Annotated in this window: 21 protein-coding genes; 5 read left to right on the top strand and 16 right to left on the bottom strand. The window is 69.7% G+C overall.

The window, feature by feature from the left end; translation table 11 throughout:
• Nucleotides 1-106: 106 nt before the first annotated feature.
• The 4 genes from AQJ67_RS15105 to AQJ67_RS46740 all read right to left on the bottom strand — a co-directional run bounded on the left by AQJ67_RS15105 (nt 107) and on the right by AQJ67_RS46740 (nt 2,098).
• A complete protein-coding gene (locus AQJ67_RS15105; protein ID WP_079055966.1) occupies nt 107-736 on the bottom strand; it encodes a DUF3618 domain-containing protein in 630 nt (209 codons plus the stop codon).
• Nucleotides 733-1,140, bottom strand: coding sequence for a phage holin family protein (locus tag AQJ67_RS15100; RefSeq protein WP_079055977.1), 408 nt, complete (start codon nt 1,138-1,140; stop codon nt 733-735). The genes AQJ67_RS15105 and AQJ67_RS15100 overlap by 4 nt, the downstream gene beginning before the upstream one ends.
• Before the next feature lie 77 nt (nt 1,141-1,217).
• Nucleotides 1,218-1,910, bottom strand: a complete 693-nt coding sequence (locus tag AQJ67_RS15095) for a hypothetical protein (protein WP_062719219.1) — start codon at nt 1,908-1,910, stop codon at nt 1,218-1,220.
• The gene (locus AQJ67_RS46740) at nt 1,907-2,098 is read right to left on the bottom strand and encodes a hypothetical protein (protein WP_159058768.1); all 192 of its coding nucleotides are present in this window, start codon (nt 2,096-2,098) and stop codon (nt 1,907-1,909) included. Before AQJ67_RS46740 ends, AQJ67_RS15095 begins: the two co-directional genes overlap by 4 nt.
• A gap of 176 nt (nt 2,099-2,274) precedes the next feature.
• Between AQJ67_RS46740 and dapA the strand changes: the two genes are divergently transcribed.
• Entirely contained in the window at nt 2,275-3,177 is a 903-nt protein-coding gene (gene dapA / locus AQJ67_RS15085; RefSeq protein WP_062719217.1) for a 4-hydroxy-tetrahydrodipicolinate synthase, read from the top strand.
• Nucleotides 3,178-3,240: 63 nt separating this feature from the next.
• Here the strand turns inward: dapA and AQJ67_RS15080 are convergent, their stop codons facing one another.
• The 3 genes from AQJ67_RS15080 to AQJ67_RS15070 all read right to left on the bottom strand — a co-directional run bounded on the left by AQJ67_RS15080 (nt 3,241) and on the right by AQJ67_RS15070 (nt 5,449).
• Nucleotides 3,241-4,461, bottom strand: coding sequence for a hypothetical protein (locus AQJ67_RS15080; protein ID WP_062719216.1), 1,221 nt, complete (start codon nt 4,459-4,461; stop codon nt 3,241-3,243).
• Complete coding sequence (locus AQJ67_RS15075) at nt 4,458-5,018, bottom strand: SigE family RNA polymerase sigma factor (RefSeq protein ID WP_062719215.1); 561 nt, start codon at nt 5,016-5,018, stop codon at nt 4,458-4,460. Before AQJ67_RS15075 ends, AQJ67_RS15080 begins: the two co-directional genes overlap by 4 nt.
• Nucleotides 5,019-5,209: 191 nt before the next feature.
• Nucleotides 5,210-5,449, bottom strand: a complete 240-nt coding sequence (locus tag AQJ67_RS15070) for a hypothetical protein (protein WP_062719214.1) — start codon at nt 5,447-5,449, stop codon at nt 5,210-5,212.
• A 336-nt stretch (nt 5,450-5,785) separates the two neighbouring features.
• Here AQJ67_RS15070 and AQJ67_RS15065 point away from each other — a divergent pair, with 336 nt between their 5' ends.
• The 3 genes from AQJ67_RS15065 to AQJ67_RS45090 all read left to right on the top strand — a co-directional run bounded on the left by AQJ67_RS15065 (nt 5,786) and on the right by AQJ67_RS45090 (nt 7,361).
• Nucleotides 5,786-6,292 carry an NUDIX hydrolase gene (locus tag AQJ67_RS15065; protein ID WP_425264154.1) on the top strand — a complete coding sequence of 169 codons (507 nt, stop codon included), beginning with the start codon at nt 5,786-5,788 and terminating at the stop codon, nt 6,290-6,292.
• A 376-nt stretch (nt 6,293-6,668) separates the two neighbouring features.
• Entirely contained in the window at nt 6,669-6,833 is a 165-nt protein-coding gene (locus tag AQJ67_RS48580) for a hypothetical protein (protein WP_208614962.1), read from the top strand.
• 87 nt (nt 6,834-6,920) lie between these two features.
• The gene (locus tag AQJ67_RS45090; protein WP_244190460.1) at nt 6,921-7,361 is read left to right on the top strand and encodes an SCO4402 family protein; all 441 of its coding nucleotides are present in this window, start codon (nt 6,921-6,923) and stop codon (nt 7,359-7,361) included.
• An 82-nt stretch (nt 7,362-7,443) separates the two neighbouring features.
• On the opposite strand, the gene dapD is transcribed toward AQJ67_RS45090, so the two are convergent.
• The 3 genes from dapD to AQJ67_RS15040 form a co-directional block, all read right to left on the bottom strand.
• Entirely contained in the window at nt 7,444-8,433 is a 990-nt protein-coding gene (dapD, locus tag AQJ67_RS15050; RefSeq protein WP_062719211.1) for a 2,3,4,5-tetrahydropyridine-2,6-dicarboxylate N-succinyltransferase, read from the bottom strand.
• Nucleotides 8,434-8,665: 232 nt separating this feature from the next.
• A complete protein-coding gene (locus AQJ67_RS15045; RefSeq protein WP_062719210.1) occupies nt 8,666-9,202 on the bottom strand; it encodes a TetR/AcrR family transcriptional regulator in 537 nt (178 codons plus the stop codon).
• On the bottom strand, nt 9,202-9,522 hold the full coding sequence (locus AQJ67_RS15040; RefSeq protein ID WP_062719209.1) for a DMT family transporter: 321 nt from the start codon (nt 9,520-9,522) through the stop codon (nt 9,202-9,204). Before AQJ67_RS15040 ends, AQJ67_RS15045 begins: the two co-directional genes overlap by 1 nt.
• Nucleotides 9,523-9,695: 173 nt before the next feature.
• Here AQJ67_RS15040 and AQJ67_RS15035 point away from each other — a divergent pair, with 173 nt between their 5' ends.
• Nucleotides 9,696-10,517: an AbfB domain-containing protein gene (locus AQJ67_RS15035; RefSeq protein WP_062719208.1), complete on the top strand. Its 822-nt coding sequence runs from the start codon at nt 9,696-9,698 to the stop codon at nt 10,515-10,517.
• Nucleotides 10,518-10,605: 88 nt separating this feature from the next.
• Here the strand turns inward: AQJ67_RS15035 and AQJ67_RS15030 are convergent, their stop codons facing one another.
• Genes AQJ67_RS15030 through sufD form a run of 6 tightly spaced genes read right to left on the bottom strand, consistent with a single transcriptional unit; the run spans nt 10,606 to nt 14,946 of the window.
• Nucleotides 10,606-10,938, bottom strand: coding sequence for a metal-sulfur cluster assembly factor (locus AQJ67_RS15030; protein ID WP_053670670.1), 333 nt, complete (start codon nt 10,936-10,938; stop codon nt 10,606-10,608).
• Nucleotides 10,935-11,402, bottom strand: coding sequence for a Fe-S cluster assembly sulfur transfer protein SufU (sufU, locus tag AQJ67_RS15025; protein ID WP_062719207.1), 468 nt, complete (start codon nt 11,400-11,402; stop codon nt 10,935-10,937). The genes AQJ67_RS15030 and sufU overlap by 4 nt, the downstream gene beginning before the upstream one ends.
• 20 nt (nt 11,403-11,422) lie before the next feature.
• Nucleotides 11,423-12,679 (bottom strand): cysteine desulfurase, encoded by a 1,257-nt coding sequence (locus tag AQJ67_RS15020; protein WP_062719206.1) that lies wholly within the window; start codon nt 12,677-12,679, stop codon nt 11,423-11,425.
• A complete protein-coding gene (gene sufC / locus AQJ67_RS15015) occupies nt 12,676-13,440 on the bottom strand; it encodes a Fe-S cluster assembly ATPase SufC (RefSeq protein ID WP_062719205.1) in 765 nt (254 codons plus the stop codon). Before sufC ends, AQJ67_RS15020 begins: the two co-directional genes overlap by 4 nt.
• Before the next feature lie 7 nt (nt 13,441-13,447).
• On the bottom strand, nt 13,448-13,765 hold the full coding sequence (locus AQJ67_RS15010; RefSeq protein ID WP_030948995.1) for a non-heme iron oxygenase ferredoxin subunit: 318 nt from the start codon (nt 13,763-13,765) through the stop codon (nt 13,448-13,450).
• Complete coding sequence (sufD, locus tag AQJ67_RS15005; protein ID WP_062719204.1) at nt 13,765-14,946, bottom strand: Fe-S cluster assembly protein SufD; 1,182 nt, start codon at nt 14,944-14,946, stop codon at nt 13,765-13,767. Before sufD ends, AQJ67_RS15010 begins: the two co-directional genes overlap by 1 nt.
• Between the last annotated feature and the right edge of the window lie 25 nt (nt 14,947-14,971).

Genomic DNA, 14,971 nt, shown 5'->3' with positions numbered 1-14,971 from the left:
ATCATTCAGCCCGTCCGGCGTTTGAGGACGAGGCCCCTTCAGGGCCGATGCGGGGGCCTGGGGGCGGCAGCCCCCAGACCCGTTCCGGCAGACGCGGTCAGACGGCTCAGCGCCCCCGCCTGCGCAGCACCCGTGTCGCGACGACCGCTCCCACCACCGCCCCGACGATCAGCACCGGCCGCGGATGCCGCAGGCCGGCCTGTACGACGGTGCGGACGGGGCGCGGGACGCTGTGCTCGACGACATGGCCCGCGTGGGTCGCCTTGTCCTGGACGGTGTGGCCGGTACGGCTCGCCCGGTCCTGCACGGTGTGCCCGGCCTGCGCGGCGCGGTCCTGCACCACGTGCCCGGCCTGCGCGGCGCGGTCCTGCACCACGTGCCCGGCCTGTGCGGCCCGGTCCTGCACCACGTGCCCGGCGCGCGCCGCCCGGTCCTGGACCACGTGCCCAGCCTGGGCCGCGCTGCTGCGCAGCTGCACGGTCATCGCGCCCGCCTTGTCCTTCAGGTCGGCGGCGCGGGCCATGGCCCGGCCCTTCACGTCCGCCTTACCGGCCAACTCCTCGACGGTGTCGCCGAGTTCGCCCCGCGTCCGCTCGATCTGGCGGCGCAGTTCATCAGGTCCCTTGGCCCCGCCGCCCGCCTTCTTTGCCGCGGCCTTCCCCGCGGCCGCCGCTTTCCCGGAGGCCTTCTTCGCGGCCTCCCCGCCGCCCGTCGCCCCCGCCTTCTTGTCCGTCATCGGTGCGCCCTTCCCTTCATCTCCTCGACATCGGCCCTGACACTGCCGAGGGCCTCCTCCGGTGTGGGAGGGGCGGCGCGCCGCAGCTGGGCGCGGCCGGTCGCGGCCAGCAGGCCGGCGAGGGCGAACAGGGCCCCCGTCACGATCAGCGCCGCGGCCCACACGGGCAGCGTCAGCGAGAGCGCGGCGGTGGCCGCCGCGGCCAGGAACAGCAGACCGGCGTACGCGACGGCACCGGCGGCGCCCAGCAGGCCGCCGCCGCGGCCGGCGCGCCGGCCCTTCTCGGCCAGCTCCTCCTTGGCGAGGGCGACTTCCTGCCGTACGAGCCGGGAGAGCTGTTCGCCGGCCTGTCCGACGAGTTCGCTCACCGAGCGATGCTCGTCGCGCAGCCGCTCGGGGGTCATGGAACCGGTCACGGTGTTCCGCCTCCTCTCGGTTCGGAACACCCGGGTACCCGTCGCGGCCCCCGCTATCCCTTCCGCTATCCCTTCCGGCCGCCGCCCGGTCCGCGCTCGCCCAGCCGGGCCAGCTGTGCCTGGAACCAGTCCAGGCGGGCCTGCAACAGCGCGGCCTCGGCGGTGAGTTCGGGCACTCCCGGCTCATCGCCCGCGGCGAGGCCGGCGACGGCCACGGACACCCCCTGCCCCGCCACCACCCGCAGCCCCTGCCCCGCCAGCCGGGCGAATCCGGCGAGCGAGACGGACGTACGGCCACGCAGACAGCCCGCACAGGAGGGGGCGAGGGCCTGCCATCCGGGGCGACCCCAGCCGGCGTCGGCCAGGGCGGCGGCGACCGTACCGCAGGCGCACGGGCCGGCCGTGGCGGTGCGCACACGCTGACGGGCGTAGCGGAAGCCGCGCTCGAAGCGGATGTACCGGCCCAGCACGGTGACCTCGAGCAGTGCGGCCGCGCGGTGCTCGGCCGTGCACAGCAGCGCCTCGGCCGTCGTACGGTCGTGGACGCAGTGGAAGCCGCAGTCGCAGCGGCGGCTCGGCGCCGGGTGCCGCAGGCCGTAGACGCAGGACGCGTCGGCCAGGACCCCGTACGGCAGCGCGCCGCCCAGCGACACACCGGTGAACCCGGCCCGGGTGCCGTCCTGCGACAGCACCGGGTGGGCGATCTTGTATCCGGTCGGCGGCTCCGTCGGGCGTTCCTCCGGAAGCCGCAGCCTCATCGGGTGACCGGGACCTCTTCGGCCACCGACGCCGCTTCGACGGTCCCGGTCTCGGCGATCTCCGCGATCTCCTCGACCTCCTCGACCTCCTCGACCTCCTCGACCTCCTCGGCGAGGCCGACTTCCCCGTCGTGGCCCTGCGGCCGCTCCTGCGCGACTCCGGCGGCGAGTGCCTTGCCGAGCTTCATGACGCCTCCCATGACCAGGGGTCTTTTCACCGTCCTGGCCATAGTGGCCCATGGCGCCCGACTTGGACATAGGGCCTACGACGGCCCTGATCAACCCCCACCTCGCAGCATTACTTACCTATATCCCGTAGAAGAATTAAGTAGAGCTTCACAGTCATCCCGCCGACACTACTGCCATGACGACGAAGCCCTCCCCCGCCCCGCCCTTCGGCCGCGCCCTCTGCGCCATGATCACGCCCTTCACCGAGGCGGGCGCGCTCGACCTGGACGGGGCGCAGCGGCTGGCCGCGTGGCTGGTGGACGAGGGCTGTGACGGGCTGGTGCTCTCCGGTACGACGGGCGAGTCGCCGACCACGACGAACGCCGAGAAGTCGGAGCTGGTCAGGGCCGTCCGGGAGGCGGTGCAGGGCCGGGCGTCGGTCGTCGCGGGCGTCGGCACCTTCGACACCCGGCACACCGTCGAACTGGCCCTGGCGGCCGAGAAGGCGGGCGCCGACGGCCTGTTGGTGGTCGCGCCGTACTACAGCAGGCCCCCGCAGGACGCCGTCGAGGCGCACTTCCGCGAGGTCGCGGACGCGGCCGGACTGCCCCTCGCGCTGTACGACATCCCGGCCCGCACCGGCACCCGCATCGAGCCGGAGACGCTGATCCGGCTCGCCGAGCACCCCCGGATCGTGGCCGTGAAGGACTGCTCCTACGACTTCCTCGGCGCCCAGAAGGTGCTGGCGCGCACGGAGTTGGCGTACTACGCGGGCTGTGACGAGCACAACCTGGCGCTGTACGCGGTGGGAGGCGCCGGTTACATCAGTACGGTCGCCAATGTCGTGCCGGCCCGAATGCGGGCCGTACTGGACGTGTTCGAGGCGGGCGACACCCCCGTGGCCGCCCGCCTCCAACAACGCGCCACGCCGCTCATCGAGTCGATGATGTCGGCGGGTCTGCCCGGCACGGTCACCGCCAAGGCCCTGCTCAACGAGCTGGGCCTGCCGGCGGGTCCCGTCCGGGCACCGCTGCGGCCCGCCGACCGCGAGGCGGTCGACAGGCTGCTGGCGGTCTACCAGGAGTTCGTCACCGGCTGATCAGGACCCGGCTTGGTCAGGGCCGTCTCCCGATCAGCGTCCGGTGCGCCGCGCACTCGGTGCTCAGCGCTCGGCGAAGACGGGCTCCCAGCGTCCGGCGTCCCCGTCGTTGCCCTTGCGGAAGCCGCTGAGGGGGACCGTCTTGGCGCTGCCGATGGTGACCTTCACGAGCCGCTGATGGAACTCGTTCTTGCTGTCCGGCCCCATGTCCCAGGCGATCAGCGACGTGTCGCCGACCCAGGCGAGCAGCTGCTGCCCGCGCACCTCGGTCTTGCGGCCGGTGCGCGCGTCGATGACCCAGGAGGACGTCTTCCACTTCTTGCCGGCGAAATCACCGGCGACCAGGCTGCCGCTGGGCGACTGCCACGCGTCGACGTACCACTGGAGGTGCTTCTGGTCCGCCGGGACGGGAACCTCGGCGCCGGCGAAGTCGTAGAACTGCTTGCCGATGTCCCCCATGGGGTTGCCGGCCCAGACATGCCGGCCGTCGGGGCTGAGGGCGAAGTCCTGGCGGGCGTTGATGAAGCCTGCGCCCATGGGGTCGTTCGGGTCGCCCTTGAGCTTGACCTCGCTCCAGGAGCCCTTACCGGAGAGGGTGTCCAGGAGGTAGAAGCCGGTCCGGGTCGAGGGCTGCTTCTGGTCCCAGAAGTCGGAGCCCTCGGTCTTGACCAGCTGGTCGGGGTTCTCGCCGTAGGTCGTCGCGACCAGCTTCAGACCGTCGCGCGAGAAGGAGAGCCCAGCGACCTTGTGGTCGAGCTCGATCCACCGCTCGACCTTGCCGGTGGCCAGGTCGAGCATGCCGATCCGCGAGGCGGGCAGCTCGCGCTCCAGCACGGCGGCGGTCTTCAGCCCCGGGGCGACGGCGACGTAGGACCACTTGGTGGTCTTCACGTAGGTGTCCGTCTTCTGGTCCAGCAGCCAGTAGTCGCGGACGAGTTCGGCCTGGCCGGCGGAGTGCTTGACGGTCCGGGGGACGTAGTAGGCGGCCAGCACGGTGTTCCCCGCCGAGATCAGATCGCGTGGCGGGGACTGGTCCGGGTGCGCGACGTCCTCGCTCTTCTGTACGACGTCCGCGGGGCGCACGTCCTCCTTGCCGGAGTCCAGCAGCGGCACCGCCACGCCGATGGCGACTACGGCCGCCGTGACCGCGGCGACGGAGGCGATCCGCCGGGTGCGGCGCCGCCGGCGCGTCACCAGGACCCGGTCGGCGAGCCCAGGTCCGGCCGACGTCTGCTCGTCGGCCAACTCCCGCAGGGAGTCACGCACGAGTTCCTCGACGTTCACGGTCGTACCTCCACGGGCGAGAAGTCACGGGACGGCGGCTGCGACTCGACCTCGGCCGGGCCCAGGGCCGCCAGCTCGGGGGCCAGCGCGCGCAGCCGGGCGAGGGAACGGTGGGTGGTGGACCGTACGGTGCCCACGGAGCAGCCCAGGACGCGGGCCACGTCGGCCTCCGGCAGGTCCTCGAAGTAGCGCAGCACCAGCACCATCCGTTGCCGTGCCGTCAGCCGGGCCAGCGCACCGCGCATCAGCAGCCGCAGCTCCGCGTCGGGCGCGGCGTCCGGGCTCGCGCCGGTCTCGGGCGGCTCGGCGACGGTGAGCTCACGCCGGCGCCACTTCAGCCGCCAGCGGCTGATCTGCTGCCGGTACAGGATCTGCCGTACGTACGCCTCCGGCTCGTCGATGCGGTGCCAGCGGTCGGCCGCCTTGACCAGAGCGGTCTGCAGAAGGTCCTCCGCGGCGTGCCGGTCGCCGCCGCTCAGCAGCACCGCGGTCCTCAACAGCGCGGACGACCGGTTCTCCACGAACTCGCGAAACCTGTCCTGCGCTTCGGCATCCATCGTCACCTTCTCTTCCCCCGGGCCGGGCCCGGCGCCCGCCCACTCCTACTTCTGGTGACGCGTGCGACGGCCGGCCGCTATGCCACCCCACAGAAAATAATCAGGAAACGGGCCGGGGCCCGTACCGCGGTGCAAGCGGTACGGGCCCCGACCCGTGCTGTATGCCTGACGGCTGATGCCCGATTACCTGATCAACCCCACTTGTACCCGTCACCGAAGAGCAGGAAGTGCTCCAGCACATCCTCCATCGGATCGTCCACCTGCCCGACATTCACCAGTCCGATCCGGGGGCCGTTGTGCGAGCCCGTGTTCGTCTCGTCGGCATACGCGCTCCCCGCCGGCAACCAGCACACCGCCCCCACGGCCAACGCCCCCACCACCAGCCGGAGCACAGCCCTGCTCCGCACGCTCGTCTTCCCTCGACCCGTCATCGGCCCTCATTTCGTCGGTTCGGCTTGTGATCGGAAACTGCGTCCAACCGTTCATCTGCCTGGACCGGGGTGAGGTCACGTGGAGTAACCCGTACGTGAGGGGGTGGGGTTGTCGACGGGGGCAGTTGTGGCTCTTCTGAACCCGTTGCGGGTCACGGGCTCATGTCGCCTCACGGGCCGTATCGGGGCCGTCGTCGGTGTCGCCCGGGTTCCGGGCCGTCTCTGGGCGAGCGATGTCAGCCGAAACCGAAAGGTGCATCCACCACCGTCCCGGGCCAACAGCGCGGGGGCGACCCAGTCCTGCTTGGTGTCGAAGTACTCGCCGAAGTGCTTGGCGTGGAGGCGGTCGACCTTGCGGTTGTCCTTGTCGACGTTGTTCGGGTCGGGGACGGGGAGGATGGTCGGGAGGTCGAGGAGCGGATACGGTCCCGGGCCATGGCGAATGGGAATGGTGTGCCGGAGAAGGTGGCGTGGATCCTGGTTCGGAACGACCGAGTGCTGGTGACTCGTAGTCACGGCAGGGATCGCTTCTACTTCCCGGGCGGTCATCGTGAGCCGGGCGAGTCCGACAGCGAGACCCTGGTGCGGGAGATCGACGAGGAACTGCAGGCAACGATCGACCCTGGTTCCATGGTGCATTTCGGCACTTTCGAGATCGGCGAGGGCCATCCGGGGCATGGCCCCTTCCGGATGATCTGTTACACCGCCGATTACCGCGGCGAGCTGATCCCGTCGCGCGAGATCGCCGAGAAGGCATGGTTCCGCTACGCCGATCGGGACCGGGTCTCGGTCGTCGAGGAGATGGTCTTCGACGCGCTTCACGAGGCCGGGCAGCTTTCCTGATCCCGTGACCGCTGTACAGCAGCGAAGTACAACAACCACCGTGAGCGCAGCCGACCACAGCCAGCCTCAGAAGTCCGGCTGCCCGGACGACCAGACCTCATCGACCGTCCTGTCGACAGTTCGCATCGAGGAAACACCATCTTGGCGGTCGCCCAAGCGACGGGGGCAGAAGCATCCGCCAAGCGCCTTCTAAGCCCCGGGTAGCTCACTGCGTCATGATCTGTTGATGGATGAGTATGCATGGCCCACGGGCCCGGATCTGCCGACCGCGGGCGTAGTTCTCCAGAGCTGGGCGGCAACTGTCGCAGCCTTGCCTGTGGGGACCCACATCACTGGAGAGGTCATCGGCCGCCAGCCCTTTGGCGTCTTCATACGTATGGACGGTGTACCCAACGCCGTGGCTCTGGCCGAGATCACCGCCATGCCGCTGGGGATGGAGCTGCCCGCCCTCGGGGCCTCCGTCGAGGGCGAGGTCTTCTGGCACACCCACAACCACCAAGTGAGGATCCGGCTGGATGAGTGGAGGACGTCTGCCGAGTGATCGTTCCCTGGGCCGGCGAATCCCCAGGTCATGAGGGCCTGGAAACGCCGGCACACCCCCAGGGTCTCGTCGCTGGGCTCAGCCCCCGTGAGCGAAGGCGCCCGTCTCATAGCGAACCACCGAGTCCACGTCGTACCCGTCGTCCTGACTCTGGCCGATCCGCCATGGCAGCAGGACGTCTGGCTTGACCCGCTGGCGTTCGAGAACGTGGACCACGTCTTTCACACGCTCTTTGATGACTTCTGCGACGCCGACGAGCCAGAGCGATGGCTCGGAGTCAGTCTGAGAACTGAGGAAGAGGTCGCTCTCATGCGTGAGCTGGGCATCACACTCAACGCCGCGGCGGCCGAGGCACCCCACGACACCGACGCGGAGTATCTGCGGAGCCCTCGTGGCCGAAGGTCGTGGCGGTCGCGGGTCGTCTCGCTCAGGTCATGGTCGCGAACGACCTCAAGGAACTCGCTGCGCTGCACCACGCAAGCGCCCTCCCGGGCCGCCCTGGGGCCGTGGAAGGGCGCTCAACGATGACCAACGCCGACAACTGCCGACAGCTCAGCAGCAGGTCAGGGCGCTGATCGTTTAGGCGGCCGCAGGTCACGGCCGCCGTTGATCAGTTGTGGCTGTGCAGGATCTCATTCAGCCCACCCCACACCGCGTTGTTCGGGCGGGCCTCGACCGTGCCGGTGACCGAGTTGCGGCGGAAGAGGATGTTGGAGGCGCCGGACAGTTCGCGGGCCTTGACGATCTGCCCGTCGGGCATGGTCACGCGGGTGCCCGCGGTGACGTAGAGGCCGGCCTCGACGACGCACTCGTCGCCGAGGGCGATGCCGACGCCTGCCTCGGCGCCGATCAGGCAGCGCTCGCCGATGGAGATGATCACGTTGCCGCCGCCGGAGAGGGTGCCCATGGTCGACGCGCCGCCACCGATGTCGGAACCGTCGCCGATCACGACGCCGGCGGAGATACGTCCCTCGACCATCGACGTGCCGAGGGTGCCGGCGTTGAAGTTGACGAAGCCCTCGTGCATGACGGTGGTGCCCTCGGCAAGGTGCGCGCCGAGGCGGACCCGGTCGGCGTCGGCGATACGGACGCCCTTGGGGGCGACGTAGTCCGTCATCCGCGGGAACTTGTCGATCGAGGTCACCTGGAGGTGCAGGCCCTCGGCCCGCGCGTTGAGGCGGACCTTCTCGATGTCGTCGACGGCGACGGGGCCCAGCGAGGTCCAGGCGACGTTGGCGAGGAAGCCGAACTGGCCCTCCAGGCTCAGGCCGTGCGGCTTGACCAGGCGGTGGGAGAGCAAGTGCAGGCGCAGGTAGACGTCGTGCGCGTCGATCGGCTTCTCGTCGAGCGAGGCGATGACCGTGCGGACCGCAACGACCTCGACGCCCCGACGCGCGTCCGGCCCGATCGCCGCGGTGGCACCGCCACCGAGCAGCTCCGCGGCCTGCTCGGCCGACAGCCGCTCACTGCCGGAGGGACCGGGCTCGGCAACGAGCTCGGGCGCGGGGAACCAGGTGTCGAGAACAGTGCCGTCGGCGGCGATCGTGGCGAGGCCGGCGGCCACGGCGCCGGTGGTACGAGGAGCAGTCGTGTCGGTCATAAGGGCAACCTAACGTGGCCCGCACCGCGGGGGCGAACCGACGGGGGCGCGTCTCACGTGCCGGGCGGTACGCCCTTCAGCCCACCCACCCGCACCCCCCAGCCCCCCAGCCCCCCAGCCCGTCCGGCGTTTGAGGACGAGGCCCGAAGGGCCGACAGCGGGGTCGAAGGGGCGGAGCCCCTTCAAGGGATGGGACGGGTAGGGGCGGCGGGGGCGAAGAACCGCCGGGCGGTCACGGAATGACCCGCGCCAGCACCTCCCGCGCGTACTCCTCGTCATACGGCACCTCCGTGAGCAACACCTGCAGACAGATCCCGTCCAGCAGCGCCACCAACGCCCGCGCCGTGACCGCGTCCGTACGGCAGGACAGACGATCGGCGAGGTCACGCGCCCACTCAGCGGCGACCGGCCGCAACGCCGGACGGCGCAGAGCGGCGAGATACAGCTCGTACTCCAGCTCCACACCCGTACGATCGCCGGCCAGCCACTCACCCATCCACCCCGCGAGCTCAACGGCCAGATCAGCCCCCGGATCCTCCAGCCCACCGCGCGAGGCGATCACCTTGGCGAACCCCTCGTTCGCCTGGCGCAGGGCCGCGACCAGCAGGTCGTCGAGGGTCTTGAAGTGGTACGTGGTCGAGCCGAGCGGCACATCCGCCTCGGCGGCGACAGTGCGGTGGCTCAGCCCGGCGATCCCCTTCTCCCCGACGACCCGGATCGCCGCGTCGATGATCCGCTGCCGCCGCTCGGGGTCGTAGCGCCGGCCCATCAGTGCGCACCGCCCAGGTTCAGCACGACGACCCCGGCGATGATCAAGGCGATGCCCGCGGCCTTGACGCCGGTCATCCCCTCCCCCAGGAACAGGATCCCGATGGTGGCGATGGCCGCGGTGCCGACCCCGGCCCAGATCGCGTACGCCGTGCCCATGGAGACGGACTTCAGTGTCTGGGCGAGCAGCGTGAAGGAGACGAGGTATCCGACGGCGGTCAGCATCGACGGCCCCAGCCTGCTGAAACCGTCGCTGTACTTCATGGCCGTAGTGGCGGCCACCTCGGCCGCTATGGCTCCGGCGAGCAGCAGGTATCCCATATGTACGAGCGTACACAACGTTGCGTACGGCCGTACACAAAGGATTCGATCTGGATACGGCTCGTTCCGAACAGCTACTCCAACTCCCCAGCAGCCACTAGTGTTTCACCGTTCACATACCGGGCCTTCGCAGCCGCGGCTGTCGTCGCGTGCCCCCGCTGGAGGAACAGCGCATGCCAGAAAACAAGCCCCGGCCGCCCCAGGACCAACCTTGGGAGAACGGCTGGGCCCCGGACACCTCGCGGGCGCCGGGAACGCGCCGTCTGTGGCTGGCGGGCACGATGGCGGTGGCGACGATCGTCGCGTGCGCCACGGCGATCGTCGTGACGGACCGGGCGCCTGACGGTCAGTCACGTTCCGCGCCGGCCGACGACAAGGCGTCGGTCCCCGGCCTGATCTCCTTCGCCACCCCCTCGGAGACTCCCCCGGCGGGCAAGAGCGGCCTGGCGACGGAGAAACCGACCACCAGGGCGCCTCGCCAACAGGACGCCGGCACCCCCGAACCCGCGCCGAAGCCGTCCAAGTCGGCTCCCCACGAGGCGAGTTCACCGCCCGCCGCCCCGAAGCCGCCGGCCACCACCTGGCGATCCGTCCGCTCGGTCAACTATCCCGACCGTTACTGGCATGCGAGCGGCGGCTTTGTGACCCTGGGCCCGGTCCGCGGCTCCGAGTCCCGCGAGGACTCCACCTTCAAGCAGGTCAAGGGCCTCGCCGACCGCTCCTGCCACTCCTTCGTCACCCAGGACGGCAGCTACCTGCGCCACCGCGACTTCGTCCTGCGCCCCGAACGCGACGACGGCTCCGCCCTGTTCGGCCGGGACGCCACCTTCTGTCCCCGGAGCTCCTCCTACTCCGGCGCGGTCATGCTGGAGTCGGTCAACTACCCCGGATACTTCCTCCGCCACAAGAACTTCGTCGTCCGCCTCGAACGCTTCGAGTACAGCTCCCTGTACCTGGCGGACTCGTCGTTCCGGCTGGTGGGCGGGCTGGCCTGAGCACTCGGGGAGAGCGGGACACAGAAAAGCGGCGGCACCCGGAAGGTGCCGCCGCTCTCACGTGTGCTCAGACGTCTCTCACGTGTGCTCAGACGTTGAACCCGAGCGCCCGAAGCTGCTCGCGACCGTCGTCCGTGATCTTGTCCGGGCCCCACGGCGGCATCCACACCCAGTTGATGCGCAGCTCGCTGACGAGACCGTCCGTGGCGGACTTGGCCTGGTCCTCGATGACATCCGTCAGCGGGCAGGCCGCCGAGGTCAGGGTCATGTCGAGCGTGGCGATGTTCGCCTCGTCGATGTGGATGCCGTAGATCAGGCCGAGGTTGACGACGTCGATACCCAGCTCGGGGTCGACGACGTCGTACAGCGCCTCGCGGACCTCTTCCTCCGAGGCCGGCTTCATCTCAACGGTCTCGCTCATGCCGTCTTCCTTTCGGCGTCGGCTCCGCCCAACACCTGGGCCGTCGCGTCCTTCCACGCCATCCAGCTGAGGAGGGCGCACTTGACCCGGGCCGGGTACTTGGAGACCCCGGCGAACGCGACCGCGTCCTCCAGGACCTCCTCCATGGCGTCGTCGGGTTCGATCTTCCCCTTGGACTGCATCAGCTCCAGGAAGGTCTCCTGGATCTTCTGCGCGTCCGCCAGTTCCTTGCCGACCAGCAGTTCGTTCAGCACGGACGCCGAGGCCTGGCTGATGGAGCAGCCCTGGCCCTCGTACGAGACGTCCTCGATCTTCGTGCCGTCGTACTTCACACGCAGGGTGATCTCGTCGCCGCACGTCGGGTTCACGTGGTGCACCTCGGCGTCGCCATCCCTCAGACCACGCCCGTGCGGGTTCTTGTAGTGGTCCAGGATGACTTCCTGGTACATCGAATCCAGCTTCATGCGTCGCTCGTCCCGTCCCGTCAGCCGAAGAAGTTCCGTACGTGCTCCAGGCCGTCCACCAGAGCGTCGATCTCGGCCGGCGTGGAGTACAGATAGAACGACGCTCGCGTGGTCGCAGGAATTCCGTAGCGCAGGCAGACGGGGCGGGCGCAGTGGTGGCCGACCCGGACCGCGATGCCCTGCTCGTCGAGGACCTGGCCCACGTCGTGCGGGTGGATGTCCCCGAGCGTGAAGGAGATCGCGGCGCCGCGGTCCTCGGCCGTCGTCGGGCCGATGATCCGCAGGTCGGGGACCTCTCCCAGCCGCTTCACCGCGTACTCGGTGAGCGCGTGCTCATGGGCGAGGATCTTGTCCATGCCGATCGAGTTGAGGTAGTCGATCGCCGCGCCCAGGCCGATGGCCTGCGAGATCGGAGGCGTGCCCGCCTCGAACTTGTGCGGGGCCGGGGCGTAGGTCGAGGAGTGCATCGACACCGTCTCGATCATCTCGCCGCCGCCGAGGAACGGAGGCAGGTCCTCCAGCAGCTCCTGGCGGCCCCAGAGGACGCCGATGCCGGTCGGGCCGCACATCTTGTGGCCGGTGAAGGCCACGAAGTCGGCCTGGAGGGACTGCACGTCCATCGGCATGTGCGGCGCCGCCTGCGAGGCGTCGATGCAGACCAGCGCACCGACCTCCTGTGCACGGCGCACTATCGCCTCGACCGGGTTCAGCGTGCCCAGGATGTTCGACACCAGCACGAAGGAGACGATCTTCGTCTTCTCCGTAATGATCTCGTCGATGTTGGACAGGTCGAGACGGCCGTCGTCGGTGAGGCCGAACCACTTCAGCTTCGCGCCCGTGCGCTGCGCGAGCAGCTGCCACGGCACGATGTTGGAGTGGTGCTCCATCTCGGTGATGACGATCTCGGTCTCGTGGTCCACCCGGTAGGGCTCGTCGGCCCAGCCCAGCATGTTGGCCACGAGGTTCAGCGACTCGGAGGCGTTCTTGGTGAAGATCACCTCGTCGCGCGAGGGCGCGTTGATGAACTCCGCGACCTTGTCGCGCGCGCCCTCGTACAGCGCCGTGGCCTCCTCGGCGAGGACGTGCACGCCACGGTGGACGTTGGCGTTGTGCTGCTCGTAGTACTCGGAGAGCACGTCGAGCACCTGGCGCGGGGTCTGCGAGGTCGCCGCGTTGTCCAGGTACACGAGCTTCCTGCCGTCGTGGACGACGCGGTCCAGGATCGGGAAGTCCTTGCGGAGCGCCTCGGTGTCGAGGAGGCCCGGCAGCTGTGTCACGCGGATGCGCCACCCTTCACGTACTTGTCGTAGCCCTCGGCCTCGAGCTGGTCCGCGAGCTCGGCTCCGCCGGACTCGGCGATACGGCCGTTCGCGAACACGTGCACGTGGTCGGGCTTGATGTAGCGCAGGATGCGCGTGTAGTGCGTGATCAGCAGGGTGCCGACCTCGCCGGTCTCACGGACCCGGTTCACGCCCTCGGAGACGACGCGCAGGGCGTCGACGTCCAGGCCGGAGTCGGTCTCGTCGAGGATCGCGATCTTCGGCTTGAGCAGCTCCAGCTGAAGGATCTCGTGGCGCTTCTTCTCACCGCCGGAGAAGCCCTCGTTGACGTTGCGCTCGGCGAAGGAGGAGTCCATGTTGAGGCGCTCCATGGCCTCCTTGACCTCCTTCACCCAGGTGCGCAGCTTGGGGGCCTCGCCGCGGACGGCGGTGGCGGAGGTGCGCAGGAAGTTGGAGACGGAGACGCCGGGGACCTCGACCGGGTACTGCATCGCCAGGAACAGGCCCGCGCGGGCGCGCTCGTCGACGGACATCTCCAGGACGTCCTCGCCGTCGAGGGTGACGGAGCCGCTGGTGATCGTGTACTTCGGGTGACCCGCGAGGGAGTAGGCGAGGGTCGACTTGCCCGAGCCGTTGGGGCCCATGATGGCGTGCGTCTCGCCCTGCTTCACGGTGAGGTCGACGCCCTTGAGGATCTCCTTCGTGGCGTTGTCGGCCTCGACGGTGACGTGCAGGTCTCGGATTTCAAGCGTTGCCATGGGTGCCTCAGGACTCCTGGGTGAGGGAGACGAGAACGTCGTCCCCTTCGATCTTTACGGGGTATACGGGGACGGGGCGCGTCGCGGGGAGGCCGGACGGCTTGCCGGTGCGCAGGTCGAACGCGGAGCCGTGCAGCCAGCACTCGATCTGGCAGTCCTCCACCTCGCCCTCGGAGAGCGAGACGTTCGCGTGGGAGCAGATGTCGTGAATGGCGAACACCTCGCCCTCGGTCTGCACGACCGAGACCGGCGTGCCGTCGAGTTCCACCCGCTTCGGGGTGTCCTCCTCCAGCTCGCTCAGCCCACAGGCGCGTACGAAAGCCATCAGACCGTGGCCTCCAGCTCCTCGTCGATCTTCACGAGGAGGCGCTCTTCGATGTCGTCGACGCCGATCTGCTGGACGAGCTCGGCGAAGAAGCCGCGGACGACCAGGCGACGGGCCTCGTCGGCCGGGATGCCGCGGGCCATCAGGTAGAAGAGCTGCTCGTCGTCGAAGCGGCCGGTCGCCGAGGCGTGGCCGGCGCCGACGATCTCGCCGGTCTCGATCTCCAGGTTCGGCACCGAGTCGACGCGGGCGCCGTCGGTCAGAACCAGGTTGCGGTTCATCTCGTAGGTGTCCGTGCCCTCGGCCTTGGCCTCGATCAGCACGTCGCCGATCCACACCGCGTGCGCGGCGTCCCCCTGGAGCGCGCCCTTGTAGACGACGTTGGACTTGCAGTGCGGGACGTTGTGGTCGACCAGGAGGCGGTGCTCCTGGTGCTGACCGGCGTCCGTGAAGTACAGACCGAGCAGCTCGGCCTCGCCGCCGGGGCCTGCGTAGGTGACGCGCGGGTGGAGGCGTACGAGGTCGCCGCCGAAGGTCACCACGACCGACTTGAAGCTCGCGTCCCGGCCGATGAGGGCGTTGTGCTGGGCCACGTGCACGGCCTTGTCGTCCCAGTCCTGGACGGAGACGACGGTCAGCTTGGCGCCGTCGCCCAGGATGTAGTCGACGTTGGCGGCGAGCACCGCGTCACCGGTGTGGTCGATGACGACGACGGCCTCGGCGAAGGCTCCGAGCTCCACGACCTGGTGGCCGTAGGCGACCCCGCCCTCGCCGTGCACGGCGATGCGGATCGGCTCGGTGAGGACCGTCTCCTTGGGGACGGTGACCACGCCGGCCTTCTCGAACGCCGAGTACGCCTGGGCGGCGACGCGGTCCACCGGGATGCCCGCCTTGCCGATCCGGGCGTCGCCGCGGTCGACGGCCTCGACGGTGACGCCCTCGGGGGCCTCGACCGCGACCTTCACGCCCTCGCCGGTGGCGACGGCGGTGCCGTCGTGCAGCCCGCGCAGGCGCTCCAGCGGGGTGAACCGCCACTCCTCCTCGCGGCCGTGCGGGACCGGGAAGTCCGCGACGTCGAAGGACGGGGGCGCGCTCATGCGCGTGGCGACGGTCGACTCGGCGGCCACCGCGATCTGGCCCGCGGTGGTGGAGCCCACGGGGATGTTCTGAGCCTCAGCCATGGCTGTCGGTCTGCTCTCTTTCCTA

Origin of the sequence: Streptomyces caeruleatus (genome assembly GCF_001514235.1) — a bacterium.
In the GTDB taxonomy this organism is placed as follows: domain Bacteria; phylum Actinomycetota; class Actinomycetes; order Streptomycetales; family Streptomycetaceae; genus Streptomyces; species Streptomyces caeruleatus.
Note: the sequence above shows the minus strand (reverse complement) of the source record. Positions and strands in the feature narration are given on the sequence as shown.